The organism is Neobacillus niacini, assembly GCF_046591715.1.
Classification (GTDB): Bacteria; Bacillota; Bacilli; order Bacillales; family Cytobacillaceae; genus Neobacillus; species Neobacillus niacini_L.
Map to the genome: position 1 here is coordinate 33,770 of NZ_JAWVNQ010000015.1, position 24,808 is coordinate 58,577.

Genomic DNA, 24,808 nt, shown 5'->3' on the forward strand with positions numbered 1-24,808 from the left:
GATTAATCCAAGGGACTAACCGCTTTTTTTATGCAATTATTATATTTCATCCATGATCTTCTCGTAGACTTCTTTCATATCAAATCCTTCTCCCATTGGGAATTTAGAAATGAATTTATTGTTCTCATCGATTAAATAGGTAAACGAGGTATGAACATATTGTCCGTTACCAGGGTCTTTGTATTGGAATTGAAGTGATTCTGCTACTTCCCTAATCTTTCTTTGGTCATCTTTGATATTTTTCTGATCACCAGTCAAGAAAATCCAATCATCTGAATTTTGAATATCAAAGGCATTCATATATTTCTGTAAGACTTCAGGTGTGTCACGGTAAGGGTCTATCGTAATCGTAATAAATTCAATTTCTTTACCGAAAACGTTGCTTTTTTCTAAATCACCTTGTAATTGAACCATCTTTTGCGTAGTAGTGGGGCAAATATCTGGACAATTAGTATAAATAAATTCGACAAGTTTCAATTTCTTCTCATCACCAAATTGATAGGAATCCCCATTTTGGTTAACTAGGGTAATGTTAGCTGGTACTTTGGAACTTGCATCCCGAATAAGAAAATAAGAGATCCCAGCTGTAATCAATAGGAACACTGCCAAACTACATATTAGATAGATTTTTTTCATTTTTTCTTCCCCCTGACATAAAGATAAAGAAGTTTTTCGCAAAAAGATGTGGATATTTCGTGAACAAAACCGAAAGTATTGGGTTACAAGTTTTAATCAATCGTACAATGGGAAACTGGACAGTTCTCGCAGTCATTTTCTAACTTTAAATAATCCAGATTATGAATAATGATTTTCTTATGGTCGATTGTGATAATATGTTTTTTTTTCAAGTCCGTTAGGATTCGGCTGATAATTTCTCTAGCAGTTCCACAAAAATGAGCTAGATCCTGAGTAGAAATAGGAACAGTAATATGAATCCCGTCCGCTTTTTGTAAGCCGTAGCTATTGGATAACCGAATTAAAGTAGAATATAGTGCACCCTTTTTTCCATATAAGACTAAATCTCGAAATTTAGTCATGGTTCTCCTGATATGATCATTCATCCATTTAATAAACTGATAGCCTAAATTACTATTTTGAAATAACGCTTTCTCTAGCATTTCTAATTGAATACCGGCCACTTGGCCATCTTCTATTACTCTTGCATTGAAAATATATCTTGGGTCCTCGGTAAAAAGAGTAAGCTCCCCCACGATTGTCTGCCTGGAGCATAGGCGTAAATACAATTCTTCACCTTCTGCGTTCATTTTCGATATTTGGATTCTTCCAGATAGTATAAGGAACATTTCTGAAGCAGGCTGTCCTTCTTGAAAAAGGAAAGATCCTTTTTTTATTTCGATGATTCTTCCTGCAGACTGTAAGAGTGCAGTTAATTCATTGGTTAGTGGACTCTCTGTTTGGGTATCAGTAGTCATATATCCCACCTATAATAATTTGACCTACTTTAATAATAAGTGTTAATCAAGCAAAGAAATAGTCGAAATAAGGTCAAATGTGTTAAACATTTGTGACGTTTTGGATATACTAAAAGGTGTGGATATCTTTGACAAAAGGTTTTTGTTATTGTATTCTTTAAAAGAATCAATATTTTCTTAAAAAGGGAGTATGTTGTATGTTAGGTGTCGTTCTTAACTAATCCAATCAATTGGATATTTTCATTCCATTTTAGCCTTGTTCAAATTTACGATTGAATACAGGTCTATTTAAGTGCGTCTTGGAATGAAGTTAAGAACAATGGGCAGACCAAGCATACATTTTTTCTCCGTGTTGCTGTGTGCATTTGAGCAGGCAGTTTTTTTATGGATTAAATATGTATACAAAGCGAGCAAATACTCGTTTTATTTAGCGTAGCCGCAATGACATTGTTCATTGCGGCTATTTTTATATTTATGGAGGGAAAAACATTGAATACTCATACATTTAAAGTTTTGGAAGTACAAGAAATTAAAGAAAGAATAGCAGAATTCGCATTGACGAATGAAGGAAAAGAAAAAATCTATAATCTTGCCCCTTCCACACATTTGAGGCAGATTGAAGCATGGCTTGATGAAGTTTCTGAAGCAGTCGAAATACTCAAAAAGAGCTCGAGTGTACCTGTTCATGGACTAGGGGGGATGGAACTAATTTTAGCTAAATTAAACAAAGGTACAGCACTCCGTCCCGATCAATTATCCAAACTGTATGATTTCCTAGATTGCTGTGGGAAAATGCGCAGGTTTATGAAGGATAAAGCTTACTATGCTAAAAGAGTAACCTCTTATGTGGAGGTAATTGAAGAATTGCCGGAACTTGCAAGTGAGATTAATCGCTGTATTCGAAATGGAAGAGTGGATGATTATGCTTCAAAAGAGTTATTAAAAATTAGAAAACAGCTTGCCATTCATGAAGAGCGTCTGAAAGAAAAAACGATGCAGCTAATCCGATCCAATAAATATAAAACGTATCTACAAGAGAACGTTGTCAGTCAAAGAGATGGAAGATATGTCATTCCTGTTAAGAAGGAATACAGAAATAAAATCAAGGGTTCTGTTTTGGATACATCTGCTTCAGGGTCAACCTTATTTATTGAACCAGAGGAAATTGCACATTTTCAAGAACAATTAACGTGGCTTGCAGCTGATGAAGACATTGAGGTCCAGAAGGTATTGTCGTATTTGACCGGATTGGTTGAAGAGAAAGAGCAGCAAATTGTATTAGCCATCGAAACGATGGTTCATTATGACTTTTTATTTGCGAAGGCGAAGTATAGCAGGTCTATTAATGGTGTAAAAGTTATGGTTAATGATGAGCAGGAAATAAAGTTAATTCAGGCAAAGCACCCTTTACTTGGTGATAAAGCAGTTCCGTTATCATTAGAATTGAAGAATGGCCAAAGAGCGCTAGTCATAACAGGTCCAAATACGGGTGGAAAAACAGTCAGTATTAAAACGGTAGGTTTGTTGACGTTAATGGTACAGTGTGGCCTTCATATTCCGGCTTCTGAAGGAAGCAGCCTAAGTATTTTTCAGCAGATTCTAGTGGATATTGGTGATGGTCAAAGTATCACAGACAATTTAAGTACATTCAGCTCGCGGATTGTAAACATCATTGAAATCCTAAAGGAAACCAATGACCATAGTTTGGTGCTTCTAGATGAGCTTGGTTCTGGAACAGACCCAGGAGAAGGGATGGGGCTTGCAACTGCGATATTAGAGCAGCTGTTTAATAAAGGTGCAATGCTGTTAGCTACAACCCACTATAGTGAAATAAAGGAGTTTGCAGAAGAACATCCAGGATTTGTAAATGGCTCCATGGAATTTGACATTGAAACCCTCAGCCCAACCTACCGTTTAAATATTGGCCGAGGTGGAGAGAGTCAGGCATTTGCAATCGCCTTAAAACTTGGTATTCATCCGAAAATTATTGAAAGAGCCCATCAAGTAACCTATAAAGAAATTAAAAACTATGCGAATAAAGAAATGGATAGTTGGAAACAGAAAGAATTAGAAAAACAAATAATTGTAAATAAATACAAAAATAGAAAGAAACTTGTGATCCACGATGAAAAGATTCCAGAATTCTCCCAAGGAGATAATGTAAAAATCTCACCAACTAATGAGTTCGGAATTGTTTATAGCGGTCCTGATCAACAAGGTAATTATCTAATTCAAGTAAAAGGGGAAAAAATCGCTGTTAACCACAAAAGAATTACACTTTATATCTCTCGTAAAGAACTTTATCCAGATGATTATGATTTTGATATTATCTTTCAATCAAAAGAAAATCGGAAGAAGAGTAAATTACTCTCAAAAAGGCATGATGATGAGATTATCATCAACTATAATGAACAATAAAAATACAGCCTTCCTATTTGGAAGGCTGTATATTATTTGCATATTTTTCAACAAGCAGCTGTTTCACTTGGTTATAGCTTAAACCTGATTGGCCATTTAATCTCTTTACCTCATCAATATCCGTTCCAACTACGGTTAGGTTTTTTTCGTTAGTTTTCATTTTGTTTTTCCTTCCTTATTTTACTTATGGTAAAGATTGTTTTTTTAGAAATGAAAAGGACATTTTTGGTACATACTATAAAAAAAGGAGGCGGTTCCCATTTTTTATGGTAAAAGGGCTAAGGATGAAGAAGTAGAAGTAGTTATGCTGGATACTGAAATCTATTCTTGTATGGATGATGCCTGTATTGGCTGGATGCGGAAAGAGTTTGTAACAGACGATTTACTCTGCCCAATGTGTGGAAATGAAATGGCATCAGAAATAAGAGAGCTTCCAAAAATATAATGAAGAAATGATTCAAAAAGACTGTCAAAATCAATGACAGTCTTTATTCTTCTCCAAAATCAAAGAAATGACCTTCGAATGCTCTTTGTGCAGATTCAGAAGTGGGAAAAAGAGCGTCATCGTCTTCAATTACATGAAAAGTTTCATTTAAGAATAAGGCAAGTGCATTTGGATCTTTTGGGTGAGCAACAATCTCAGCAGCTTTTATATTAGCAACAGTTGGTACATGTGGATTACGATAAATCACAAACACCTCATCTCCTGGCTTGGCACTCGAAATATCAACCATATCCATATCCAATTTACCATCCTCTTTTATAGATTTTCATTTTGTTGGCGAATTTCATCACCAGCCAACATAATCGTTGCATCCTCAATATCCTTATGTTCGTCAACTGAGTCACCTGGAACATACTTCTGTGAAGGGTATACTCCTCCTTGAATGGATGTTTGCTTCTTATTGGATGTTGTATTTTTCTTTGCCACACAAACACCTCCTTTACTAAGCTTTTGCTATCAGGAATGTGTTTATTCTTTCCTTAATTTAGAACACAAAAAAACTCCCCTTCATAGGGGAGAATGCCTCGTCTATTCGTTTTTATTTGCTAAACAGCGGTCGCACTCCATTAAGTAGCTTTCTGCTTGTTCCTCCATGTGCTGTCCGCATTCTGGACATTCCTTTTTCGGTAAATTGCGGAAAAATTCAACTGGACTCATTAACATAAGTATACCTCCTCTTTTTTAATACAGTTTATTAGTGTTTAGTTTGTTGTAGTACAGATGGTACAAAAAAATTTGTTCTTTTTATTCTTCTCTTTTTGCTAAACAACGATCACATTCCATTAAGTAGCTTTCTGCTTGTTCTTCCATGTGCTGCCCGCATTCTGGACATTCCTTTTTGGGCAATGTGCGGAAAAACTCAACTGGATTTACTAACATTTAAAATATCCCCCTTTTTTAATACAGTTTATTATTCGTTAACCTGTTGTAGTACAGTATAATCAAAAAAATAAAATTTGTGTAGTCCTTTTTGATAAATAATTTAATTTTTTTGAAAAATGATACATTTATCCTGTATCCATATTGTGTGTAAGTTTCTAATTCCTATGTATGTTGGTAAAAATATTTAAATCTAAATTCGACAATTTTGTGACAAAAACACTTCCCTACCGTATTTGTTTACATTACAATCAGAATAGGGGAGATAGTTCAAAAGGAGGAATGCTGTAAGTGGATAATGTTTCTAGCGAATTCCATCCATTTTTAATGGTTATTGCTATAGGGTTAACCATAATGGCTTCATATACTGGGTTAGATATGTTTACGCTAATAAAAAATTCCAAGAATAAAAGGCTGTTATACCTTGGCGGTTCGTTATCCATGGGAGTAGGGATATGGGTCATGAATTTCATGGGGTTAATTGCAGCAGATATTACTCGTTTTTCTAGTTACCAAATACCGCTGACGATTTTGTCTATTATTTTAGGGATTGCCTTTTCAGGAATGGCTTTTATCCCTTTATTTGGTAAGGAAGTTCGTACCCTGCATTTGATTTTTGGGAGTTTATTTTTAACATCAGCAGTTTTTGCTATTCATATTATTAGTATTTATGCAATGAACTTAACCTTCGAATATAATGTGCCGCTATTTGTGTTTTCGGGATTATTAATATTCGGGTCTTTTTTATTTTCCTTATGGATTCTTTTCGCTTCTAAAACATACTCAAAAGGAAATCAAACTTGGTTAAAGCCAATTAGTGCCTTAATTCTTTCAGGGGCCATTGTAGAAGGTCATTTACTTTTAAAAAGAGCCTCAACGATTATTTCAACCAATAATCCACTGAAGGATATCTTTAATCAAGAGACATTTTTAATTTATTTGGTATTATTTGTAACGGTTTTAATAGTAAGCGGGTTAATTGCCTCTAGTACATTAATTAGTAAGCAGCTGGCTGAAACAGACACCAGCCTTAATGATATCAAAGCTGCGTTAGATGCTTCAACGATCGTTGCCATCACAGATCCTCTAGGTACAATTGTGTATGTAAATGATAAATTTGAAGAAATCTCAAAGTACAAAAAGGAAGAAATTATCGGGAAAAACCATCGGATGTTGAATTCAGGTTATCATTCTAAGGAATTCTTTCAGGATTTGTGGACTTCGATTCAAGCTGGAAAGACGTGGCGGGGTGAAATTAGAAATAAAGCAAAGGATGGTTCGTTCTATTGGGTAGATACAACGATAGTACCTTTCCTGGATAAAAAGGGAAAACCGGTTCAATATATTGCCATTCGGTCTGACATCACCAACCGGAAAAACGCGGAGAAAGCACTTTTGGAATCGATAAAGGAAACAAAGGATATTACATTTGCCCTGGATCAATCCTCGATCATTGCAATTACAGATGAAAAAGGGAAAATTACAAGTGTAAACGATAAATTCTGTGAAATATCGAAGTACAGCCGGGAGGAATTGCTTGGAGAGGACCATAAGATCTTAAATTCTGGTTTCCATTCGAAAGAATTCTTTAAAGATCTCTGGAGGACAATTGGTCAAGGAGCTGTATGGAAGGGCGAGCTTTGTAACAGGGCAAAGGATGGTACTCTGTATTGGGTGGATACGACAATCGTTCCTTTCTTAAATGACAAAGGAAAGCCATATCAATATGTGGCGATTCGTACCGATATTACCGATAGGAAAAGAGCAGAAGAACATTTAAGGGAATCCGTAAAGGATAACAGTGATATTCGATTTGCACTCGACCAATCAACAATTGTTGCCTTTACGGACGCCAGAGGGATCATTACAAGTGTAAATGATAAATTCTGTGAGATTTCCAAATATAGCCGAGAAGAGATTATTGGAAAAGACCATGCTATCTTAAATTCAGGATATCATTCAAAATTATTCTTTAAAGATTTATGGAAAACGATTGGTGAAGGCAAGGTTTGGAAAGGTGAAATAAGAAATAAAGCCAAAGATGGAACCTACTATTGGGTAGATACAACAATCGTTCCTTTCTTAAATGACAATGGAAAGCCATATCAATATGTTGCAATTCGAAATGATATAACAGAGCGTAAGAAAACGGAAGAGGCACTCCATCGTCAAGATAAGCTAGCTGCGGTTGGTCAATTAGCAGCAGGTGTGGCACATGAGATTCGAAACCCGCTTACTTCCATGAAGGGATATGCAGAGTTCCTAACACTAGATGAGCAGGATCCTGAACGCTTGGAATTTATGAATATTATTTTAGATGAGATTGAGCGTGTTAATACCATTGTGGAGGACTTTATGGTCTTGGCAAAACCTAAAATGGTAGAATTAGAAGAAAAGAACGTGGTTCCTGTCATAAAAAATGTGGTCTCTCTTTTAGAATTTGAAGCAAGAAAGAAGCATGTTAAACTTACATTTGATTGTCCTCATGAAATTATCCAAATTGAATGTGACGAGAACCGCTTAAAGCAGGTGTTTTTAAACTTTATTAAAAACGGGATAGAAGCGATGCCAAATGGCGGGGAATTGCATGTAAAAACGACAATCAATAATACACAAGTCCAAATATCCATTCAGGACACTGGAGTGGGGATTCCAAAAGAGAAATTAAAGCAACTCGGTGAACCATTCTATACGACAAAGAAAAACGGGAACGGACTTGGATTGATGGTCAGCTTTAAAATTATTGAAAATCACAATGGAAAAGTGTTTGTTGAGAGTGAGCCGAATAAAGGAACAACTTTTAATATTCTTTTGCCTGCAAAACCTGCATGATGAAACGGAAGATACTTTCTTCCGTTTTTTTTTCATTCTCTTCAAAAATTAGACAATAATTTTTATAAAAAACAAAGCTACTTTTAGGATAAATAGATTAATATGTTTATATAAGTATTAATATTTGAATTAGGAGGGGAAATTGTGGGGGAAGCAAATTTTGTAAAGACGATTTGCGGTTATTGCGGCACAGGCTGCGGCTTAGTGTTAGAAGTCAAAGATAATCGAATAATGAAAATACGCGGTGATAAAGATGCACCGGTGAATAAAGGTCAAACGTGTGTGAAAGGCGCCTTTGCCTATGAATACGTTCATTCGAACAACAGATTGATTAATCCGCTTATTCGGAAAGCTGGACAATTAGTAGAAGCCACATGGGATGAGGCCTATCGTTTTATTGCAGATCAACTATCCTCGATAAAAGATACCTTTGGACCTAATGCAATCTCGATGTTTGCCTGCGCAAGAACAACCAATGAGTCCAATTACATTACACAAAAATTTATGAGGACAGTGATTGGCAGTAATAATATAGATGGCTGCAACCGCACGTGACACGCACCAAGTGTTGCCGGTCTGGCAACTGTTTTTGGAAGCGGTTTCCCAACGAATACGTTAGAGGATTTTGATAGAGCAGAGGTTCTCTTATTGATGGGTTCAAATACAACAGAAGCACATCCGATTATCGCAAACCGAATTAAGAAAGCAATTAAAAATGGCCTTAAAGTCATCGTGATTGATCCAAGAAAAATTGACATGGTTAAATTTGCACACCGTCACCTGCAAATTAAAGTCGGTACCGATATTGCTCTGATTAATGCCTTCCTTCGAGTTATTATTAAGGAAAATCTATACAACGAAGCGTTTATACAGCAATTTACAATTGATTTTGAGTCATTAAAAAAGCATGTCGAGATGTACACGCCTGAATATGCAGCATCCATTACTGGGTTGAGTGCAGAGGATATTGTAACGACAGCAAGGGAGTACGCAGGTTCGAGCGGGTCAATGATTGCTTATACGCTGGGAATCACAGAACACCATTGTGGTGTTAATAATGTATTCGATATAGCAAATCTCGCTTTGTTAACAGGTAATATTGGCAGAGAGGGAACAGGCATTATGCCATTAAGAGGGCAAAACAATGTTCAAGGTGCAGGAGATATGGGCTGCCTGCCAAACCAGTTAGCAGGAGCGATGAGTTTAGTTAATGATGAATACCGCGCACGTTATGAGAAGGAATGGAATGTTACGTTAAATCCCCATGCAGGCGACACTCAAACAAGGACCTTTGATCGGCTCGAAAATGGTGAGTTAAAAGCACTTTATATCATAGGGGAGAATCCTTTGCTTGCCGATGTTCATATGAACCATACGAAAAAGCTAATGGAAAAGCTAGATTTGCTAATTGTACAGGATATCTTCCTGACAGAGACAGCAAAAATGGCAGATGTGGTCCTTCCGGCTTGCTCGTGGGGAGAGGTTGATGGAACCTACACGAATACAGACCGGAGAATACAAAGGGTTCGGAAAGCCGTAGAACCAGGGATCAATGTAAAAGAAGATTGGGTCATTCTGTGTGAACTGTCAACGTTAATGGGCTATCCGATGAACTACTCAAGCAGTGAAGAAATTTGGAATGAAGTTAGAAAAGTAGCCTGGGAGATGTATGGTGGTATTTCTTACGAAAGACTTGAAAAAGAATATAGTATCCATTATCCATGCCCAACAGAGGATCACCCTGGCACTTTTATTATGCATGAGAGGTTTCATAATCAGGAATCTGTTGTGAAAAAATCACCATTCGTTCCGGTAGATTTCACAGAGCCATTGGAACTTCCTGATGAAGAGTATCCGTTTACATTAACGACCGGCAGACGGTATGAGTCCTATAATACACATTCACAAACTCGTTACTATGCACCTGGCGTGAAAGTGAAGCAAACAGAAGAAACCGTGGATATTCATCCGGTTGATGCACAAGCTTTGGGGGTTTCTGACGGTGAATTCGTTCAAGTCCGTTCCCGAAGAGGAGAGCTGACCGTTAAAGCAAAAATTACAGAAATGGTCGTCCCTGGCCTAGTGTTCATGAGCTTCCATTGGAGTGAAACACCAACGAATGTTCTAACACTAAATGAATACGACCCAATATCAGGAACCGCAGAATATAAAGCATGTGCAGTAGCAATTTCCCGAATATAAGTAGAAAGCACGGAATATAGACTTCCGTGCTTTTTTAGATACTTTCCTATAGTGCTCTTTTAGTATGAGAGCAGGTCACTTAAGTTGGGAAGTGGTCGCATAAGAGGGGTGAGAGCCTTTAAACCTAATAAGAGGGTAGATGCGGTCACTCATAACAGGGATGAGAGCCCGTAATCTAAATAAAAGGGAAGATGCGGTCACTCATAAGAGTGGTGAGAGCCCGTAATCCTAATTATAGGGAAGATGCGGTCGCTCATAAGAGGGATGAGAGCCCGCAATCCTAATAAACGGGAGTATGCGGTCGCTCATAAGAGGGATGAGAGCCCGCAATCCTAATAAACGGGAGTATGCGGTCACTCATAAGAGGGATGAGAGCCCGTTATCTTAATAAAAGGGAAGAGACGGTCACTCATAAGAGGGATGAGAGCCCGTAATCTTAATAAAAGGGAAGATGCGGTCGCTCATAAGAGGGATGAGAGCCCGTAATCCTAATAAAAGGGAAGAGACGGTCGCTCATAACAGGGATGAGAGCCCGTAATCCTAAGGTGCGGTCACTCATAAAAGCAATGAGAGCCCGTAATCTTAATAAAAGGGAAGATGCGGTCGCTCATAGCAGGGATGAGAGCCTGTAATCCTAATAAAAGGGAAGATGCGGTCACTCATAACAGGGATGAGGGCCAATTAGTAATTAATAAGAAAAGATACGGACACTCATAAGGGTTTGTCCAAAGTCTAGATCCTTTTTCGATAAATAAAAAAAACAAGCCAGGTAGTTACCCGGCTTGCTTAACCAATTGCTTAACATCTGTTGTTTTTCTTTGATAATAGAAGTAGTTAAGTGTAAAAGCAATTACATAAAACCCAATAAAGAAATAGAATGCTGTTACATAAGAACCTGTTGTATCAATGGACCAGCCAAAAAGCTTTGGAATGAGGAAGGATCCATAGGCTGCAAATGCTGCTGAAAACCCAATAACCGGCGCGGCTTCTTTAGGAATAAAAATTGTTGGGATCATTTGGAAAGTTGATCCAGAGCCAATTCCAGATGCAAGGAATAAAACAAGGAATGAACCCAAGAAACCAGCAAACTGATTAAGATTTAGGAAGTATATAACACCGAATGCACCAATTGCCATAACCACAAATACATAAGCGGTAACTCTAGCTCCGCCGAATTTATCAGCCAGCCATCCGCCAACAGGTCTAGCTGCAGCAGCAACCAAAGCACCTAAGAAGGCAAGTGATATATATTCAGGGAACTGCGATTTTAATAGAAGCGGGAATGCCGCTGAATAACCAATAAATGAACCGAATGTTGCAATATATAGTACAGTCATAATCCAAGTATGTTTACGTTTTACGATCACAAACTGATCTGCAACAGATTGTTTTGCACCGGGTACGTTATCCATTTTAAAGTAGGCAAGTAATGTCATGAATATAATTGGAATGACCCAGATAAATGCTGCATTTTGTAACCATATTTGTTGGCCATTTTCTAATACTTGACCTTTACCAGCAAAAGCGAAAGCTCCAGTTGTCACGATTAATGGTGTAACAAACTGTACAACGGATACACCCATGTTTCCTAAACCACCATTAATACCCAAAGCTGTTCCTTTTTCTTTTTTCGGGAAGAAAAAGCTGATATTTGCCGAAGACGAAGAGAAGTTTCCTCCACCAAGACCACAAAGCGCTGCCAGCAGTAACATAATCGAAAAAGGTGTATCAGGATTTTGTACTGCAAATCCAATACCAATTGCGGGAATGGCTAAGATTCCGGTTGAAATGACTGTCCAGTTCTTACCGCCAATGGAACCGACTGCAAAGGTATAAACAAATCGAAGGGTTGCGCCGACAAGTCCTGGAATTGCCGCTAATGTGAATAATTGTTCATCTGTAAAAGAGAAGCCAATATCATTTAGTCGAATTGCAACGACTGACCAAATCTGCCAAACAATAAACGCAAGCATTAAAGATGGAACAGAGATCCATAGGTTTCGTTGAGCATGTTTTTTTCCTTCTGACTTCCAAAACTTTTCATCCTCAGGATTCCAATAATTTATTCGTGCCATTTATATCTCTCCCTTAAATCCACATTATTTTTTTCTACGTGGATAATGTTTGTGTTATCACTATAAATCACATGGTAACATGATTTTTGTGACGTACGTCACAAAAATAGTGAAGGAACTGTGAACTCAAGGTAAAAGACAAAAAGTTGTAATATTTTGTTCGGCAAAGGCAATTTTACGAACAAAAAGACCCTCCATAGAGGGCCTTATTTCTTTTGGTCATCAACTTCATGGAACATACCAACATAATTCTTGGTTTCCCCGCTGTCATCTTTAATGGCAGTAATCGTTAGCCATTCTCGATAGATTTCTTGGTTTTTTCGTTTGTTCCAGATAAAGCCTTCCCAGTAGCCTGTATTGATCAAACTTTCCCACATCTTTTTATAGAAGTCATTATCATGTTCTCCTGATTGGAGGACACTCGGAGTTTTTCCAATTACTTCATCCATAGTATAACCTGTAATCTTAGTAAAAGCGGGATTCACACTTTGGATAATTCCAGTTTTATCGGTAACCGTTATTCCATCTGTGGCATGATTGACAATTTTAGCGGAAATATCCTGCTTCTCACGAAAATAAAGCCAGACAACTAATATCGAACTTGCTAACGAAAATTCTGATAGTGACATAAAACCGATTGCATAGTGTCCAGTCCAATTAAAGAGGATAGTCAGAATGATTGGCGGGAAAAAGCCTCCTAGTCCGCCCATCGCTGAAACAATACCATTTACTATGCCTGCCTGTTTTGAAAAATATAATGGTACTAATTTAAATATGGTACCATTTCCAAGTCCTGCACAGATTGCCACGAACAAACAGCCAAATGAATATATCGGTAAAGATGGAGTAAAAGCCAATAGAAAGCCGGCAAAAGTTAGTCCAGTGAACACACCCATTAAAATAAAAAATGGGTTCAATTTATCTCCCAGCCAGCCGCCAATAGGTCTGAAAACAGTTGCCAATGCGATAAAACCAGCAGTGCGTAATCCGGCATCCACCTTATCTAAATCAAAATGGTTGACTAAAAAGGAAGGCAAATAGATGGTGAAGGCAACAAATGACCCGAAAGTAATGAAGTAAAATAAACTCAGAAACCAAAGCTTTTCATTTTTATATACCTCTTTTATTTGATTTGACAAGGGGTTATTAACCCTTTTTTCCTCTTTATCACCAAAAAGAAAATTCAAAACTGCAAAGACTAAAACAACAATAAGGAAAATTTGTATGGTGGTTCTCCATCCAAATGCATTCGCCAGAACAGGTGAGGCGAAAGATGTAAGTGCTGTTCCAATATTCCCAGCACCATAAATTCCATTAATAAAACCATGTTTTTCTTTAGGATAATATTTAGGCAGTGAAGTAACACCGATTGAAAAAACAGCGCCGCCGATACCGAGCACTAAACCACCCAAAATCAGCATGAATAGTGAGTTTGCTATACTAAGAATCCCAATAGGAAGTAATAATATAAGAAAACTAATAGTAAAAATGGTTCTAGCACCAAACCGATTTGTCCAATATCCAATTGGAACTCTAAGTATCGACCCAAGGATTACAGGTACGGCTGTGGCCAAGGATATTTGCGTTGATGATAGCTTAATATCTGCTTGAATATATGGCATGAGTGATGAAATAAGCACCCAGACCATAAAACCGGCAACAAGGCTTGTAGTTTGAAGATATAATTGTTTTGCACCTTGAGACATTTTTAGGTCCTCCTTCATTTCCAATACGTGTAGTATTTCCATTAAGAAGCTATAAAACCGATATTTTTGTACAATTACACATTTTGGTAAAATTTTCTTATTGTATTATAGAACAATTTTTTTAATCTAACAGTGAGCTATGGCACAAATCTACGAATATAGTAAGTTTTTTATTGAAAATGGAAAATATGTCCTCTATCGTGTATTATCATATTAATTCAGCCAAGAAAATGATGGCAAACGGGCAGGAGGCAGATTATGAATTTTCTACATTTAGATACATTTAGTCAGCAATATGAGTTTATGAAAGAACTTTCTGAGCGTTTTTTGGCAAGGGCTCATCAAGTAGATATTGAGGGGAGTTTTCCTTTTGAGAATATACAGGATCTTAAAGATAGCGGTTATACCTCATTAACGGTTCCAAAAAAATATGGGGGAAGAGAGATTTCTTTATTCGACATGCTTCGTTTTCAAGAGAAAATTGCTGAAGGGGATGGTGCTACAGCGCTATCAATCGGCTGGCATATGGGGATTATCAAAAACCTTACAGAAAAGAATTCTTGGGATGAAAGTATTTTTAAAAAAATCTGTGAGGATGTAAAGAATGGTTCATTAATCAATAGTGCTGCTACTGAGCCTAAAACAGGAAGCCCAACCCGTGGAGGAAAACCTGAAACCACGGTTTATAAAGAAGGGGATAACTGGATAATAAACGGCAGGAAAACGTTTACAACAATGGCACCCGTTTTGGATTATTTCATAGTTAGTGCAACAATAAAAGATACAAATGATGTAGGAAACTTCCTTATTCCTAGGTCTGAAAATGGAATTTTTATTGAAGAAACTTGGGATAGTATTGCTTTAAGAGGGACGGGAAGTCATGATTTAGTCCTACAGAATGTAACCGTACCTGATAAGTTTTTTGTTGAGACACTTGGAATTGAGGGTAAGAAACCAAGCGGCTGGCTGCTGCATATCCCAGCTTGTTATCTTGGTATAGCCAAAGCGGCAAAGAAATATGCAATTTCATTTGCTTTGGAATATTCTCCTAATAGTGTAGAAGGGACAATTATTAACCTGCCGAATGTAAGGCAAAAAATAGGGGAAATGGAATTAAAGTTGATGGAATCAGAGTATTTCTTACATTCTGCTGCGAAACAATGGGATGATTCTGACGAGTACGGCAGAGGGAAAATGGGGCCGGTTCTTGGAGCAGCAAAATTAAATGTTACCAATAATGCCATCGCTGTAGTGGATTTGGCGATGAGATTGGTAGGGGCAAGAAGTCTGTCATTAAAAAATCCATTGCAGCGTTATTACCGTGATGTACGGGCAGGACTTCACAATCCGCCAATGGATGACATGACTATCCAAATTTTAGCAACCCACGCCATCAAACAATTTGATTAATTTTTATTCCCCTTGAACATTTTAATTATAAGGGGTGAAGAAAATGCCAAGAGGAAAGGAATTAAGCCAGCTTCCAAAGTCAGATACCACAATTGATGTAGGTACAAATACAAAGGATGTTCTAAAAAAAGGCTTTGATCAACAAATTAAGCCTCAGCCTAGAGATATGGATAAGGAAAATGAAGATATGATATAGGCATGAAAAACCTCCACCTTTTGATGTAAGGTGGAGGTAATTTTTATTCTTCAACTAGTTCCCCAATTTCAACAGTAGTCCGCTCTTCAAGAGGTCCCCTAAGGTGAACAGTTGCTGATCTTCCATCCTCATTTAATTGATCAATCCAGACAGAAGCTCCGTTATATTTGACTTCAATATCTGCAGAAGACGAGAGTATTTGTTTAATTCGGTTTACATTCATATTTTCACTCCTCATTTAATGGTCATCTTATTTTTACCTTCATTTAAGTTTTCATTCGTCATGTTTGAAACCGTTTTCTTCTATTATAAATGGTTCTAAAAGAATAGCATGTTTTATATTCTGTAAAAGATAAGACTTATATCATATTGCATGCTCTAAATTTCTTGTTTATGATTACTTAGAAAAAGATTGCTAAAATAAATTGAAACTTAATGTGCTTCGTTTCGTCTTATATAAAAGAGGCCCAAAGCAGATATTAATGCAAAAAGCTGGATTTCGATTTATCCCAGGAAATTGACCAAGCATAATAGAATGTTAGTTTTCTAGCAAAATTTAGTGAAAATTGACGAAATAAATTGGTTATTAATGGAAATGGTTTTGTTTTTATTTTTATGAATATATGTTATAGTTATTGAGGTTCGTTTACCGACGTTACTGGTAAGTGAGAGGAGAATTAAAAAATGAAAAAGATGAGACTGCCTGAACTAAAAAATAATGGATCCATTGCTTTCTTTGCAATTGCCGTTGTTTTATTCTGGCTAAAAACGTACGCTGCATACCAAATTGAATTTACTCTTGGAATTGATAATAACCTGCAAAAATTCCTCTTGTTTATAAACCCATTAAGTTCAGCGCTATTCTTTTTTGGTTTAGCTTTGCTGTTCAAAAAGCGCATGAAATTAGTTATTATTATTACTAATTTTATATTGTCGTTCTTACTGTACGCCAATATTGCATATTACAGATTCTTTAGCGATTTTATTACAGTTCCAGTACTAATGTCGACCAAAACAAATGCAGGACAATTAGGAGACAGTGCTCTTTCACTAATGTCACCATTTGATTTCTTATATTTCTTAGATTTCTTTATTTTGATATTATTGTCATTCACTGTATTTAAGAAGGTCACAGTAGAGAATCGAAAGTCATTTAAAGTGGTTTTATTGTTTGCTGTCACGGTGTTTTTATTTAATCTTGGATTAGCAGAAAAAGATCGTCCACAGCTATTAAGCCGCTCATTTGATAGGAATTACTTAGTAAAATATTTAGGTGCCTATAACTTTACTATTTATGACGTCGTTCAAAACATCAAATCTTCGGGGCAGCGGGCATTAGCTGACAGCAGTGATATTACTGATGTTGAGAACTATCGAAAAGCTAATTTTGCTGCACCAAATCCTGAGTATTTTGGTAAAGCAAAAGGAATGAATGTCATATATATTGCGATGGAATCACTTCAAAGCTTTGCCATCGATTATAAAATGCCGGACGGGCAGGAAGTAACACCGTTCTTAAATTCCCTAGTTCACGGGAATGAAGCATTCTATTTCGAAAACTTCTTTCATCAAACCGGTCAAGGTAAAACCTCTGACGCAGAATTTCTGATGGAGAATGGATTATATCCAATGGCTCAGGGTGCTGTTTTCGTAAATAAAGCACAGAACACCTACCATGCAATGCCTGCTATTCTTAAGGGGAATGGTTATTATTCCGCTTCGTTTCATGGAAACTACAAAACGTTTTGGAACCGAAATGTCATGTACAAAGCTTTAGGATATGATCAATTTTTTGATGCCGAGTATTACAATATGACTGATGAACATACAAAAAACTACGGTTTAAAGGATAAACCATTCTTTACCGAATCAATGCCTTTATTGAAGAGTTTACCACAGCCGTTTTATACAAAGTTTTTAACCCTTTCTAATCATTTCCCATTTGAAATGGACCCAGAGGATACAGAGTTCCCTGCTGGTGAGACGGGAGATAAAGTGGTCGATCAATACTTTCAAGCAGCACACTATATGGATGAAGCAATTGAACAGTTCTTTACTGATTTAAAAGCTTCAGGTTTATACGATAATACAGTGATTGTGATGTATGGAGACCATTACGGTATTTCTGAAAACCACAATGAAGCAATGGCAAAGGTGCTCGGGGTCGACGAAATTACGCCAACACTAAATACCAGCTTGCAGCGTGTCCCTTTATTTATTCATGTTCCTGGGGTAAAAGGTGGAATTCAGAAGCAATATGGCGGTCAGGCGGATGTCCGTTCCACCATACTTCACCTATTAGGTATTAATACAAAAGATTATTTGGAACTTGGTTCTGATTTATTGTCTAAGGACCACCGTAATTGGGCTTTATTTAGAAATGGTGATTACGTTTCACCTGAAACCGTTCAAGTAAAAGGGAAATGCTACAGTAACGTAACAGGGGAGTTACTCGAAGGTACAGAGGCATGCAAGGAAATTGCTGAAAAAGCCGCGACTGAGCTTAAAATTTCAGATGAAATTGTTTATAAAGACCTTTTACGTTTTTACCAACCAGCAGGATTTACCCCGATAGATCCAAATGACTACGAATATTTAGCTCCAAAGGTGAAAAAAGGAGCTAATGAAGATAATGAAGAAGAAAAAAACAATGAAGATACCAATGAATCTGAAAATGTAAAGAATACAGAAGTTCCGAGTGAAACTGAAGGAATAAATCAAAGTGAAACTGCAAATGAATAACAAATGAATACAAGATAAAAAGGAGCTTTCATTAACAATGGAAGCTCCTATTTTTATTAAGTTATGTGAATAAATATGTAGCCTTGTTATTATGTTTATAATATAATGAATAGTAAAAAAATTGCATGACGCAAGTGTGGAGGAGATTGATATGAGAGATGTAAAGTTAATTAACATATTTGAACATCATATTGCACAAAAATACTTGAATCGATCTGGCGTTGCACATGCAATTGCAGTGGCCTATCATGCATTTCACTTGAGCAAAGAATATCATCAGGATATTGATATTGCGGCAAAGGCAGGTCTCTTACATGATATGGGGCACTACACCTGGTATAAAAATGGGAAATGGGATTATGATCTATATAAACAAAATGACATTCATCCGATAAAAGGGGCGGAGAGGGCGCACAAATTATTAATACGTCTCGGTGAAAATCCAGTGAAGGCCAAAACCACGGCTTTAGCAATACTGTTTCATACTGATTCATTCCTACCATCAAACGATATTGTTCGAACTCCGCTGCAGCAAATTGTAAAATGGGCGGACGAGAAAGACGAAGAAGAAGGGGGAATGCACCATTATCGAAGTATTGATTATGATCGTGCAAGACAAAGCATCATTCGTTTAGATGACTGGATAGATACAGAACTTCAAAATACTAGGCATGACTAAAAAAAGCTGTGCTTAAGCACAGCTTGAACTTAAATATGTATTAAACTTTATGGAACCCTTCCTCAGTTAAAAATTCTTCCGCTTCACCATATGTATCGAAGCTTTCTTCAAGATTTAATCCAAAGTAAATATTCCAGGTATCATTCTCATTGATTACGATCAGATGATCTTTTTCCTTGTTCACCCAGCGCTCTTCAATTTGATTTCCGATAATAGCTTCTTCTGCAAGTGATTTTTCAATGGGCAATAAGGATTCAATGGACTCTTTAACTAGTTTCTTTATTTCATCACCAGAAAAGTCACGGATGTTGACCATTCCTTTATCATCGGTCTGATATGAAGACAGGTTTCCGGCATAAACAAATCCGTTTCCATTTGGGTGTAGATGATAAACTACGTTTTTTTTGTCAGATGCACTGTTAGGCAGCTGGAAATTAACACGTTTAAGTGAAACGTCTTTTCGCTCTAGTTCTGGGAAAGATTCGATAATGGCTAATTTTTCGTTAAAAGTAAGCATTGATGCCTCCAATATTTTCGTAATGTTACTATCATACAGATAGTTTAACTGAAGATACAACAATTTATTTAAAAAATGCTTCAGCGTCTAAGCACAGAAGCATTTTTTTGATAAACTGAAATTTAAAAGCCGCCGCCTACAAAAGCAGAACCGACAATTATTAAAAGAATAAACAAAACAACAATTAATGCAAATGTATTGTTTCCACCTTTTTGACCCATTCCATCTCCACCTCCAACATTAGCTACTACAATTTATGAATTAACATGTTAGAAGGCTTGGACGAACTTCATGGTTGTCTTTGTTTTTAATAAAAAACTATTGAATGGGCTATAAAGTCATGTTACCATTATGTATATATATAAACGATTTTTGGAGGAGCCTGTCACAAAGGGATATCTATGTCCCTTAGAGACAGGCTTCTTTTTTATTTCCAAAAATTGAATGTAAAAATAAATGAAAAGAAGCGTGAGGTGGAATGATAGTGATGTAATAAGTAAGTTGTTATATAAGTTTACCTGCAGCCCAGTTGGGTTGATATTTCAGAATTAAGGAGGTTTTGTTTTGTCTTTTCTACACCTGGCGATTGTAGCACCATTAATCCTATCCATTTTTATCCCAATATTTTACAGAATATTTCGTCGAGTACATACAGGATGGTTTGTGCTGCCGTTACCTATTTTATTATTCGTCTATTTTATTACCTTCTTACCTGAAACCATGAGAGGGAAATCATTTAGTGGGAATATTAACTGGATTCCGTCTTTAGGAATCAACTTTACAGCAAGAGTTGACGGACTTGGACTTCTTTTTTCATTGCTCATTACAGGGATTGGGGCATTGGTTGTTCTATATTCCATTTATTATTTAGCAAAGAATAAGGAAAAGCTCAACAACTTTTATGTATATTTACTGCTCTTTATGGGTGCCATGCTCGGAGTTGTTTTATCGGACAACTTAATTGTGATGTATGCATTTTGGGAGTTAACCAGCTTTTCTTCTTTTCTTTTAATCGGTTATTGGTACGAAAGAGAAAAATCCCGCTATGGTGCCCAAAAGTCGATGCTGATTACGGTATTTGGCGGACTTTCTATGCTGGGAGGAATCATCCTTCTTTACATCATGACTGGAACGTTTAGCATTACAGAAATGGTGTCTCAAGCAAATGAGATTTTTGATCATACATTATTTGTGCCTGCATTACTTTGTATTTTACTTGGTGCATTTACGAAATCAGCACAATTTCCATTTTATATTTGGCTTCCGGATGCAATGGAAGCTCCTACGCCAGTAAGTGCTTACTTACATTCCGCGACAATGGTGAAAGCAGGCATATATTTGGTCGCGCGTTTTACTCCTGTGTTTGGAGAACATATTCTTTGGTTCTGGCTTGTTGCGGGGGGCGGATTATTAACACTTATTTGGGGTTCTATATTTGCGGTAAAGCAAACGGACTTAAAAGCGATTTTAGCCTTTTCAACCGTCAGCCAGCTAGGATTAATTATGTCCCTGCTTGGCGTTGGGGCAGCGGCACATCATTATAAATTTTTAGATGAAAACATTTTTACAGTAGCTGTCACAGCAGCTGTTTTCCACTTAATTAACCATGCAACCTTTAAAGGAAGCTTATTCATGGCTGCTGGAATAGTTGATCATGAAACAGGAACAAGGGATATACGGAAACTTGGCGGGTTAATGCATTTTATGCCAATCACATTTACTATTTCTATTATTGGCGCATTCTCGATGGCGGGACTTCCCCCTTTTAATGGTTTCTTAAGTAAAGAAATGTTCTTTACTGCAATGGTTCATGTCACCGAAATGGATATATTTAATTTGCAAACCTGGGGTGTTTTATTTCCAGTACTAGCTTGGATTGCCAGCATTTTTACTTTTGTTTATAGCATGATTCTTGTTTTTAAAACATTCACTGGTAAATATCAGCCAGAAAAGCTTGATAAAAAGCCGCATGAGGCTCCAATTGGATTGCTGATTTCTCCGGTTATCTTAGTTTCACTTGTGATTGTTTTCGGTTTTTTCCCAAACCTTTTATCGGACAGCCTGATTTCTCCAGCTATGGGTTCAATTCTTCCGAGCCTGTTAGGTACTGGCGAAGAATTTATGGTTCACATTTCCTTCTGGCATGGTCCAACAATTGAATTGTATATGACAATTGGCGTAATTATTTTAGGATTAGCTCTTTTTAAAACGCATTCCAGATGGAAAAAAATCTATCAGGTTATACCAGATAAGCTAGCTCTAAATCGATTGTATGACACCGTATTAGAAGGTTTACAATCATTTTCGTATAAGGTAACAAATACGTATATGACCGGTTCGATTAGGTCGTATCTCGTTTATATATTTGCTTTCTTCATAGTCGTTCTTGCAGCTGCTCTCTTTGGAAAGAATGCCTTTACGCTTAGTACAAGCAATGTTTCCTCCATTGGAGTATATGAAGTAGCCTTAGCCATTCTTGTAGTTTTGGGATCGATTTGTATTCTATTTGCTAAATCTAGAATGACGTCTATTATCTTGCTTGGGGCTGTTGGGTATACGGTGTCTTTATTTTATGTTTTATTTAGAGCACCAGATTTGGCTTTAACTCAGCTTGTTATTGAAACCATTTCAGTTGCGTTGTTCTTGGTTTGTTTCTATCATTTACCGAAATTAAGAAAGTTTGAGACTAGGATGAGATTTAGATTAATTAATGCTCTCATTTCTATTGGAGTTGGAGCAATTGTAACCTTAATCGCCCTTTCTGCTCATAGCAGTAAACTCTTTGATTCTATTTCCAAATATTACGTGGAGAATACCTATACAGAGGCTGCCGGCAAAAACATGGTTAACGTCATTCTTGTTGATTTCCGCGGTTTTGATACTCTATTCGAGATAACAGTATTGGCTATTGCATCGTTAGGAATATTTGGCATGATTAAATTAAGATTGGACAGGAGGAAAGAAGGATGAGAAAAACAAACAATATCATACTTGAAACAGCGATAAAAGTTCTTCTTTTCTTTATTGTTCTCTACTCAGTCTATATTTTTACAGCGGGCCATTATTATCCCGGCGGAGGATTCATCGGCGGCTTAATGACTGCAGGTGCAATTGTTCTCTTATTAATTACCTATGACATCAAAACAGTTGAAGAAATGTTGCCAATTAATTACCGAATTCTCACGGCAATAGGGCTGCTATTTGCAATTGGAACAAGTGCGGGTTCGCTTATCTTTGATGTTCCATTTTTAACGCATGCATTCGGAGATGTTCAACTGCCGGTTCTTGGTGAATTATCACTGCATACCGCAACGATTTTTGATTTAGGAGTTTACTTTGTTGTTGTAGGAGTTACGATGACCATTATTCGCACGATAGGGGAGGATGAATAATGGAAATTTTAATGGCATTTGTAATTGGAATTCTTTTTATGACCGCCACTTATTTAATGCTTTCAAAGAGTCTATTACGTATTATTGTTGGTACAGGCCTTTTAAGTCATGGTGCGCATCTGCTGATTCTTACTATGGGCGGACTTAAAAGAGGAGCTGCGCCAATTCTAGGGGGAAATGAGGGAAGCTATACAGATCCCTTGCCTCAAGCGTTAATATTAACTGCGATTGTAATCAGCTTTGGTGTGACCGCATTTTTCTTAGTAGTGGCTTATCGATCTTATCAAGAGCTGGGAACAGATAATGTAGAAGAAATGAGGGGAACAGAGAAAGATGACTAACTTAATCATTTTACCAATATTAATCCCCTTATTCACCGGGGTAATATTAATTTTTCTAAACAAAAATATCAAGGCTCAACGAGTATTTGCAACAGTTTCTTCTATCGGTACAATTGTGGCTGCTTGGTTTATTGTCCAAAAAGTACGGAGTGATGGAATCCAGTCCCTTAATGTAAGCAGCTGGGAGGCACCATTTGGAATTACTTTAGTATCGGACATGCTTTCAGCACTTTTAGTACTAACGACTAGTTTACTAGCGTTTGTATGTTTGATTTACTCCTTTAGATCGATTGGAGAAGAACGTGAGAAACATTACTATTATGCTGTTTTTAACTTCTTATTAGTTGGAGTAAACGGTGCGTTTACAACAGGGGATATCTTTAACCTATTTGTGTTTTTTGAAGTAATGCTTATGTCTTCCTATGTTTTGTTAGTTCTTGGAGGAACAAAGATACAACTGCGAGAATCCATTAAATATTTACTAGTTAATGTCATTTCTTCAGCTTTATTTGTGATAGCAGTTGCCTACTTATATTCCGTTGTCGGCACATTAAATATGGCGCATATTTCATCGCGGATTAATGAAATCAGTGGAAGTGGGATGCCAGGGATATTAAGTGTTATTGCTGTCTTGTTCTTAATTGTTTTTGGTTTAAAAGGAGCGATTTTTCCACTCTATTTTTGGATGCCTGGATCGTATTATGCACCGCCTGCACCTGTATTAGCTCTTTTTGGTGCTTTATTAACCAAGGTAGGAGTTTATTCGATTACTAGAACGTATACGCTTTTCTTTTATCATGATATGGACACCTTTGGTCTTCTTTCCGTACTAGCGATTCTGTCCATTGTGTTAGGTGTTATTGGTGCAATTGCTTACTGGGATATCAAGAACATCATCATTTATAATATCATCGTCGCTGTAGGTGTTATTTTATACGGGATATCACTCCTGAACACGGCTTCGATAACAGGTGCTGTTTACTATTTGATACACGATATGATTATTAAAGCTGCTTTATTTCTACTATTAGGAATTATCATTTCCATTACGGGAACTAGTAATTTAAGAAATATAAGCGGGATGATTAGCCGTTATCCTGGGCTTGGCTGGACATTTTTTATTGCTGCTTTGGCACTTGCGGGTATTCCGCCATTGAGTGGATTTGTTGGAAAACTACTTATTGTTCAAGGCGGATTTGAGGGAGAACACTATATAGGTGCATTCATTACCTTAATGTCCAGTTTACTCGTTCTATTTTCGGTAATGAAGATTTTTATTAACGGCTTTTGGGGAAAGGACCGCACTTACCAAGGAGAAGAAGAAGCACCTGTTAGACGATTGCTTATCGCTCCGGTTATTTTGGTTGTGATATCTGCTCTTTACGGGATTGGTTCTGAATCCATATTGCCTTACATTACTCAGGCAGCAGATACCTTAATAGATCCTGCTATCTATATTGATGCTGTCTTAAAGGAGTGAA

The 24,808-nt window shown here is 37.0% G+C and carries 24 protein-coding genes and 1 pseudogene; 13 read left to right on the forward strand and 12 right to left on the reverse strand.

Features of this window, described 5'->3' with window-relative positions:
- Positions 1-39 precede the first annotated feature (39 nt).
- Both SFC47_RS22440 and SFC47_RS22445 read right to left on the reverse strand, forming a co-directional pair.
- On the reverse strand, positions 40-636 hold the full coding sequence (locus SFC47_RS22440) for an SCO family protein (RefSeq protein ID WP_411256780.1): 597 nt from the start codon (positions 634-636) through the stop codon (positions 40-42).
- Positions 637-728: 92 nt separating this feature from the next.
- Positions 729-1,433: a Crp/Fnr family transcriptional regulator gene (locus SFC47_RS22445; RefSeq protein WP_411256781.1), complete on the reverse strand. Its 705-nt coding sequence runs from the start codon at positions 1,431-1,433 to the stop codon at positions 729-731.
- Between the two features lie 489 nt (positions 1,434-1,922).
- On the opposite strand from SFC47_RS22445, the gene SFC47_RS22450 reads away from it, so the two are divergent.
- A complete protein-coding gene (locus tag SFC47_RS22450) occupies positions 1,923-3,851 on the forward strand; it encodes an endonuclease MutS2 (RefSeq protein ID WP_411256783.1) in 1,929 nt (642 codons plus the stop codon).
- Between the two features lie 13 nt (positions 3,852-3,864).
- On the opposite strand, the gene SFC47_RS22455 is transcribed toward SFC47_RS22450, so the two are convergent.
- On the reverse strand, positions 3,865-4,011 hold the full coding sequence (locus SFC47_RS22455; protein WP_411256785.1) for a hypothetical protein: 147 nt from the start codon (positions 4,009-4,011) through the stop codon (positions 3,865-3,867).
- Positions 4,012-4,110: 99 nt separating this feature from the next.
- Here SFC47_RS22455 and SFC47_RS22460 point away from each other — a divergent pair, with 99 nt between their 5' ends.
- Entirely contained in the window at positions 4,111-4,296 is a 186-nt protein-coding gene (locus tag SFC47_RS22460) for a cold-inducible protein YdjO-related protein (protein ID WP_411256838.1), read from the forward strand.
- A gap of 43 nt (positions 4,297-4,339) precedes the next feature.
- Here SFC47_RS22460 and SFC47_RS22465 read toward each other — a convergent pair whose 3' ends face one another.
- The 4 genes from SFC47_RS22465 to yhfH (SFC47_RS22480) all read right to left on the reverse strand — a co-directional run bounded on the left by SFC47_RS22465 (position 4,340) and on the right by yhfH (SFC47_RS22480) (position 5,235).
- Entirely contained in the window at positions 4,340-4,591 is a 252-nt protein-coding gene (locus tag SFC47_RS22465; RefSeq protein WP_411256839.1) for a transcriptional regulator SplA domain-containing protein, read from the reverse strand.
- A gap of 20 nt (positions 4,592-4,611) precedes the next feature.
- Positions 4,612-4,782 carry a hypothetical protein gene (locus SFC47_RS22470; protein WP_411256786.1) on the reverse strand — a complete coding sequence of 57 codons (171 nt, stop codon included), beginning with the start codon at positions 4,780-4,782 and terminating at the stop codon, positions 4,612-4,614.
- 102 nt (positions 4,783-4,884) lie between these two features.
- Positions 4,885-5,019 carry a protein YhfH gene (yhfH, locus tag SFC47_RS22475; protein WP_411256787.1) on the reverse strand — a complete coding sequence of 45 codons (135 nt, stop codon included), beginning with the start codon at positions 5,017-5,019 and terminating at the stop codon, positions 4,885-4,887.
- Positions 5,020-5,100: 81 nt separating this feature from the next.
- A complete protein-coding gene (gene yhfH, locus SFC47_RS22480) occupies positions 5,101-5,235 on the reverse strand; it encodes a protein YhfH (RefSeq protein WP_411256788.1) in 135 nt (44 codons plus the stop codon).
- 327 nt (positions 5,236-5,562) lie between these two features.
- Between yhfH (SFC47_RS22480) and SFC47_RS22485 the strand changes: the two genes are divergently transcribed.
- The 3 genes and pseudogenes from SFC47_RS22485 to fdhF all read left to right on the forward strand — a co-directional run bounded on the left by SFC47_RS22485 (position 5,563) and on the right by fdhF (position 10,269).
- Positions 5,563-8,067: a PAS domain S-box protein gene (locus tag SFC47_RS22485; RefSeq protein WP_411256840.1), complete on the forward strand. Its 2,505-nt coding sequence runs from the start codon at positions 5,563-5,565 to the stop codon at positions 8,065-8,067.
- Positions 8,068-8,211: 144 nt separating this feature from the next.
- Positions 8,212-8,373, forward strand: a pseudogene (locus tag SFC47_RS22490) (hypothetical protein); the annotation flags it as partial.
- Complete coding sequence (gene fdhF / locus SFC47_RS22495) at positions 8,350-10,269, forward strand: formate dehydrogenase subunit alpha (RefSeq protein ID WP_411256841.1); 1,920 nt, start codon at positions 8,350-8,352, stop codon at positions 10,267-10,269. The pseudogene SFC47_RS22490 and the gene fdhF, both read left to right, overlap by 24 nt.
- A gap of 773 nt (positions 10,270-11,042) precedes the next feature.
- Here fdhF and SFC47_RS22500 read toward each other — a convergent pair.
- Together SFC47_RS22500 and SFC47_RS22505 are read right to left on the reverse strand one after the other, a co-directional pair.
- Entirely contained in the window at positions 11,043-12,344 is a 1,302-nt protein-coding gene (locus tag SFC47_RS22500; RefSeq protein WP_411256789.1) for an MFS transporter, read from the reverse strand.
- Positions 12,345-12,550: 206 nt separating this feature from the next.
- Positions 12,551-14,050, reverse strand: coding sequence for a nitrate/nitrite transporter (locus SFC47_RS22505; RefSeq protein ID WP_411256790.1), 1,500 nt, complete (start codon positions 14,048-14,050; stop codon positions 12,551-12,553).
- Between the two features lie 258 nt (positions 14,051-14,308).
- Here SFC47_RS22505 and SFC47_RS22510 point away from each other — a divergent pair, with 258 nt between their 5' ends.
- Together SFC47_RS22510 and SFC47_RS22515 are read left to right on the forward strand one after the other, a co-directional pair.
- A complete protein-coding gene (locus SFC47_RS22510) occupies positions 14,309-15,460 on the forward strand; it encodes an acyl-CoA dehydrogenase family protein (RefSeq protein WP_411256791.1) in 1,152 nt (383 codons plus the stop codon).
- Between the two features lie 43 nt (positions 15,461-15,503).
- Positions 15,504-15,656 (forward strand): hypothetical protein, encoded by a 153-nt coding sequence (locus SFC47_RS22515; RefSeq protein ID WP_411256792.1) that lies wholly within the window; start codon positions 15,504-15,506, stop codon positions 15,654-15,656.
- A gap of 43 nt (positions 15,657-15,699) precedes the next feature.
- Here SFC47_RS22515 and SFC47_RS22520 read toward each other — a convergent pair whose 3' ends face one another.
- Positions 15,700-15,879 (reverse strand): small, acid-soluble spore protein, H family, encoded by a 180-nt coding sequence (locus SFC47_RS22520; RefSeq protein ID WP_411256793.1) that lies wholly within the window; start codon positions 15,877-15,879, stop codon positions 15,700-15,702.
- A 461-nt stretch (positions 15,880-16,340) separates the two neighbouring features.
- Between SFC47_RS22520 and ltaS the strand changes: the two genes are divergently transcribed.
- Together ltaS and SFC47_RS22530 are read left to right on the forward strand one after the other, a co-directional pair.
- A complete protein-coding gene (ltaS, locus tag SFC47_RS22525) occupies positions 16,341-18,398 on the forward strand; it encodes a lipoteichoic acid synthase (RefSeq protein WP_411256794.1) in 2,058 nt (685 codons plus the stop codon).
- 151 nt (positions 18,399-18,549) lie between these two features.
- Positions 18,550-19,077 (forward strand): HD domain-containing protein, encoded by a 528-nt coding sequence (locus SFC47_RS22530; protein ID WP_411256795.1) that lies wholly within the window; start codon positions 18,550-18,552, stop codon positions 19,075-19,077.
- Positions 19,078-19,117: 40 nt separating this feature from the next.
- On the opposite strand, the gene SFC47_RS22535 is transcribed toward SFC47_RS22530, so the two are convergent.
- Together SFC47_RS22535 and SFC47_RS22540 are read right to left on the reverse strand one after the other, a co-directional pair.
- A complete protein-coding gene (locus tag SFC47_RS22535; RefSeq protein ID WP_411256796.1) occupies positions 19,118-19,594 on the reverse strand; it encodes a hypothetical protein in 477 nt (158 codons plus the stop codon).
- Between the two features lie 122 nt (positions 19,595-19,716).
- Positions 19,717-19,815, reverse strand: a complete 99-nt coding sequence (locus tag SFC47_RS22540) for a YjcZ family sporulation protein (RefSeq protein ID WP_411256797.1) — start codon at positions 19,813-19,815, stop codon at positions 19,717-19,719.
- A 343-nt stretch (positions 19,816-20,158) separates the two neighbouring features.
- Between SFC47_RS22540 and SFC47_RS22545 the strand changes: the two genes are divergently transcribed.
- Genes SFC47_RS22545 through SFC47_RS22560 form a run of 4 tightly spaced genes read left to right on the forward strand, consistent with a single transcriptional unit; the run spans position 20,159 to position 24,807 of the window.
- On the forward strand, positions 20,159-22,564 hold the full coding sequence (locus tag SFC47_RS22545; protein WP_411256798.1) for a Na+/H+ antiporter subunit A: 2,406 nt from the start codon (positions 20,159-20,161) through the stop codon (positions 22,562-22,564).
- On the forward strand, positions 22,561-22,986 hold the full coding sequence (locus tag SFC47_RS22550) for a Na(+)/H(+) antiporter subunit B (protein ID WP_411256799.1): 426 nt from the start codon (positions 22,561-22,563) through the stop codon (positions 22,984-22,986). The genes SFC47_RS22545 and SFC47_RS22550 overlap by 4 nt, the downstream gene beginning before the upstream one ends.
- Complete coding sequence (locus tag SFC47_RS22555; protein WP_411256800.1) at positions 22,986-23,327, forward strand: Na(+)/H(+) antiporter subunit C; 342 nt, start codon at positions 22,986-22,988, stop codon at positions 23,325-23,327. Before SFC47_RS22550 ends, SFC47_RS22555 begins: the two co-directional genes overlap by 1 nt.
- Positions 23,320-24,807, forward strand: coding sequence for a Na+/H+ antiporter subunit D (locus tag SFC47_RS22560; protein WP_411256801.1), 1,488 nt, complete (start codon positions 23,320-23,322; stop codon positions 24,805-24,807). The genes SFC47_RS22555 and SFC47_RS22560 overlap by 8 nt, the downstream gene beginning before the upstream one ends.
- The last annotated feature ends 1 nt before the right edge of the window (position 24,808 follow it).

Coding starts and splice junctions, on each gene's coding strand:
- SFC47_RS22485 (WP_411256840.1), top strand. CDS start 5,563: ATGGTTATTGCTATAGGGTTAACCATAATGGCTTCATATACTGGGTTA.
- yhfH (WP_411256787.1), bottom strand. CDS start 5,019: ATGTTAATGAGTCCAGTTGAATTTTTCCGCAATTTACCGAAAAAGGAA.
- SFC47_RS22550 (WP_411256799.1), top strand. CDS start 22,561: ATGAGAAAAACAAACAATATCATACTTGAAACAGCGATAAAAGTTCTT.
- SFC47_RS22530 (WP_411256795.1), top strand. CDS start 18,550: ATGAGAGATGTAAAGTTAATTAACATATTTGAACATCATATTGCACAA.
- SFC47_RS22515 (WP_411256792.1), top strand. CDS start 15,504: ATGCCAAGAGGAAAGGAATTAAGCCAGCTTCCAAAGTCAGATACCACA.
- SFC47_RS22520 (WP_411256793.1), bottom strand. CDS start 15,879: ATGAATGTAAACCGAATTAAACAAATACTCTCGTCTTCTGCAGATATT.
- SFC47_RS22440 (WP_411256780.1), bottom strand. CDS start 636: ATGAAAAAAATCTATCTAATATGTAGTTTGGCAGTGTTCCTATTGATT.
- SFC47_RS22540 (WP_411256797.1), bottom strand. CDS start 19,815: ATGGGTCAAAAAGGTGGAAACAATACATTTGCATTAATTGTTGTTTTG.
- SFC47_RS22500 (WP_411256789.1), bottom strand. CDS start 12,344: ATGGCACGAATAAATTATTGGAATCCTGAGGATGAAAAGTTTTGGAAG.
- SFC47_RS22560 (WP_411256801.1), top strand. CDS start 23,320: ATGACTAACTTAATCATTTTACCAATATTAATCCCCTTATTCACCGGG.
- SFC47_RS22535 (WP_411256796.1), bottom strand. CDS start 19,594: ATGCTTACTTTTAACGAAAAATTAGCCATTATCGAATCTTTCCCAGAA.
- SFC47_RS22555 (WP_411256800.1), top strand. CDS start 22,986: ATGGAAATTTTAATGGCATTTGTAATTGGAATTCTTTTTATGACCGCC.
- ltaS (WP_411256794.1), top strand. CDS start 16,341: ATGAAAAAGATGAGACTGCCTGAACTAAAAAATAATGGATCCATTGCT.
- SFC47_RS22465 (WP_411256839.1), bottom strand. CDS start 4,591: ATGGATATGGTTGATATTTCGAGTGCCAAGCCAGGAGATGAGGTGTTT.
- yhfH (WP_411256788.1), bottom strand. CDS start 5,235: ATGTTAGTAAATCCAGTTGAGTTTTTCCGCACATTGCCCAAAAAGGAA.
- SFC47_RS22510 (WP_411256791.1), top strand. CDS start 14,309: ATGAATTTTCTACATTTAGATACATTTAGTCAGCAATATGAGTTTATG.
- SFC47_RS22505 (WP_411256790.1), bottom strand. CDS start 14,050: ATGTCTCAAGGTGCAAAACAATTATATCTTCAAACTACAAGCCTTGTT.
- SFC47_RS22445 (WP_411256781.1), bottom strand. CDS start 1,433: ATGACTACTGATACCCAAACAGAGAGTCCACTAACCAATGAATTAACT.
- SFC47_RS22455 (WP_411256785.1), bottom strand. CDS start 4,011: ATGAAAACTAACGAAAAAAACCTAACCGTAGTTGGAACGGATATTGAT.